Origin of the sequence: Cohnella zeiphila (assembly GCF_014212055.1) — a bacterium.
Lineage (GTDB): Bacteria > Bacillota > Bacilli > Paenibacillales > Paenibacillaceae > Cohnella > Cohnella zeiphila.
In genome coordinates, this window is sequence record NZ_JACJVO010000085.1 from 1 (window position 1) to 3,003 (window position 3,003).

The 3,003-nt window shown below is 58.2% G+C and carries 3 protein-coding genes; 2 read left to right on the top strand and 1 reads right to left on the bottom strand.

Translation table 11 applies throughout. The features are described from left to right. On the bottom strand, positions 1-318 hold a 318-nt coding region (locus tag H7C18_RS34735; protein ID WP_337914102.1), incomplete at its 3' end, for a 3'-5' exonuclease. Between the two features lie 1,024 nt (positions 319-1,342). On the opposite strand from H7C18_RS34735, the gene H7C18_RS36240 reads away from it, so the two are divergent. Both H7C18_RS36240 and H7C18_RS34745 read left to right on the top strand, forming a co-directional pair. Further along, entirely contained in the window at positions 1,343-1,549 is a 207-nt protein-coding gene (locus H7C18_RS36240; RefSeq protein ID WP_475572004.1) for a HAMP domain-containing protein, read from the top strand. Continuing rightward, positions 1,546-2,094, top strand: coding sequence for a sensor histidine kinase (locus H7C18_RS34745; RefSeq protein WP_185133714.1), 549 nt, complete (start codon positions 1,546-1,548; stop codon positions 2,092-2,094). The genes H7C18_RS36240 and H7C18_RS34745 overlap by 4 nt, the downstream gene beginning before the upstream one ends. The last annotated feature ends 909 nt before the right edge of the window (positions 2,095-3,003 follow it).

Below are 3,003 nucleotides of genomic sequence, written 5' to 3' on the forward strand. Positions count from 1 at the left end.
GCGATGATCGTCGGGGCCCCAGGCGCATAAATAATACGGCTGCGGTCCGATCCATTCCGTAAAGCGGCGGAGCGCCTCCGGCAGCGGCGGAGCTCCGTCGACGTCGTCCTGGGATATGCTCGTGAAGGAGATCGTGTCTTCGCTTAACCGGGGAACGACGGACGGCTTCACGAACGTCTGGAACGAATCCGCAATGACCGGCGTACCGTCCTCGGCCTGCACTTTGGCGGCTCCGATCTCGATAATTTCGGCGATCTGGCCTTTTTTGCGGCGGACCGTCATTTCCAGATCGTAAACAATATAGGTCAATGCCAACACCTCTGTCGTTATTATAGTCCTCCGCTCGGAATTTGTCATGGCGGCCGAAGTGCAAAAGATTGTACTATCGAACTGATGAAACGATCATGCCGCCGTGCCCGGAAAATTGGTACAATGAGACGAGGTGCTGCCGATGCGTATAAACAGGATCAATATTTTCGGACGAATGATCATTCTGGTTCTCCTGCTCCTGATCCCGATCATCGTGCTCTACTCCTACTCCAACCACAAGACGACGCGGGTGATCCGCGAGGAGGTCCAGCGGTCCAACCTGAACCGCTTGACGTTCTTCGCTTCCCAGATCGACGCGGCCGTCGACCAACTCTCCACGATTCTCAACATTTTGAATGCGGACAAGAGCCTGATCGGCTTGGCCCTTCAGAACAATTCCTTCCTGAACGACTATTACAATCTGGCGGAGACGAAAAAAAGCATCGAGGACAAGCTCCGCTTCCAAAGCCTGTCTTCCAATTGGAAAAACCAGTTGACCGTTTACGCTCCGGAGACGCGATCCGTGCTGTCCAGCGATCCGCATGTCAATTTCAGCCTGCCGTATTTGCAGCGGTACACTTCGCCCAAGTGGACATACGTGCCCGGCGCGGACGGGCAGGAAGCGAAGTTTGCCCGTTTTCTCACGACTCCTTACTTCGCCTACAAGAAGATCGATCAGGCCATTATGATCCAGGAGGTCAGCTTCTCCGCCGACAATCTGGCCGACATGCTCGACCAGTTCAAGCTTGGGGGGGACGGAGACCCGTTTCTCTTTCGCGCGAATGAAGCTCCGGTGACGAACCGTTCCGCCGATAAGTCCCGAATCGGAGAACTGCTTGCCAATCTCGAAGACGCGTCCTCCGACGGCGGGAGCTCGATCGTCCGTCTTGAAGGCAACCCGTATCTGGTCAACGTCGTCCGGGTGTCGTCCCTTGACTGGCAGTTGATCGACTACGTTCCGCTCGACCGGATTGTCGCGCCGATCCTGTCGGTCCGGGACCTGTTCTACGCGTGCATCGGGCTTCTGCTGCTGATGGGCGCGCTCGCGTCCTTGCTCCTCTACCGGTACGTGCAATTGCCGATCAGCAAGCTGGTGCATGCCGTCCGGAAGATGGAGGCAGGCGACTTCTCGGTCCGGATCCGGTCGAAGCGCGGGAACGAGTTCAGCTATTTGTTCGACCGGTTCAACCGGANNACCCTCATTTTCTGTACAACAGCCTGGCCTATATCAAGAGCATGACGCAGCTCGACAACAAGGAGGCCGTGATCGACATGGTAACCAGCCTGAGCAAATATTACCGTTACACGACTCGGGCGGAGCAGCAGCTTACGAAGCTCTCCTCCGAGATGGACCTGGTCGTCCATTATTTGAACATTCAGAGCCTGCAGACGAACCGGATCCGGTATTCGGTCGACATTCCGGAGGCGATGATGTCGCAGCCGGTGCCGAAGCTGATCGTTCAGCCTATCGTAGAGAATGCGATCAAGCACGGGATCGAGCCGAAGAAGGGACCGGGAACGATCGTCGTTAAGGGCTGGCAGGAAGGAAGGATGAACCGGCTCGTCGTCGAGGACACCGGCGAAGGGATGGAGCCGGATGCGCTGCAGAGCTTGAACCGCAAGCTTCTGGAGCCGATGGACGAGCACATGGGCTGCGGGGTCTGGAATGTGCACCAGCGTCTGGCGCACCGCTTCGGGCCGGGTTCGGGACTGCTTCTGTCCCGGGCCGAATCCGGAGGGCTGCGGGCCGAGCTGCGCTGGATCTCGGAAGAAGAGAATCGATAGGAGGGGAACCCGATGCTTCAGCTGCTTCTTGTCGACGACCACGTGCACTTGGTCGAGAGCTTGTCGAGAATGATCCCGTGGCAGGATCTGGGGATCGAGAAAGTGCATAAAGCCTATACCGCCGACGATGCGTTGGAAGCCCTTCAATNNGCGGTCGAATACTTGTTGAAGCCGGTCGAGGAGGACGAGCTGATGCGGGCGGTTCGCCGCGCGGCAGATAGGGTGGAGAGAGAATCGCGGGATGCCGAGGCGTATCGGCTCGCGGTCTCGACGATGCGGGAGCATCTGCCTTTGCTTCGCGCCGAGCTGCTGCGAGATTTGCTCAAAGGCAAGCGGATGGGGCAAGAGGCGCTGGCGCAAAAGCTTCAGACGTTCGATATGACGTTCCGGGCGGACAGACCGTTCTCCTTGCTGCTCTTCCGAATCGAACAGGATGTCTATGGGCGCGACATCGAAGACAGCCTGCCGCTATACGAATATGCGATCGGCAATATCGCAGAGGAACATTGGCAGAACGAGTTCGAGGTGTGGCATGGCAAAGATTCGTTCGGCTACCTGGTTTGCCTCGTTCAAGCGCCAAACGGGGTCGCGCCCGATCGGCTGGAAGAGGCCGCCGGCCGGCTNNGCCGATATCCGGGGAGCGTACTTGGAGAGCCTGGCCGCGTTCCGGAATTATATCAGCGATGCTGCGGACAACCCGGGCATCCGGTTGCCCGCGTCTCAACCGGGCGGCCCCGTCCGGTTCATTCGCAGCTTGTATGAGCCGCCTCATCTTATGCAGCTGCTCGAAGTGGGGAAATGGGCGGAGATCGAGCGGAAGATGGACGCTTTATTCGCGGAGCTGGAAGGGATGGAAGCGGAATCGGTGAAGGAGCACATGCAGGAAGCCTTCTTCGTCGTGGCGGGAAG

Bases quoted from the DNA above. Each gene is read 5' to 3' on its own strand.
- H7C18_RS34745 (WP_185133714.1), top strand. From the start codon at position 1,546: ATGACGCAGCTCGACAACAAGGAGGCCGTGATCGACATGGTAACCAGC.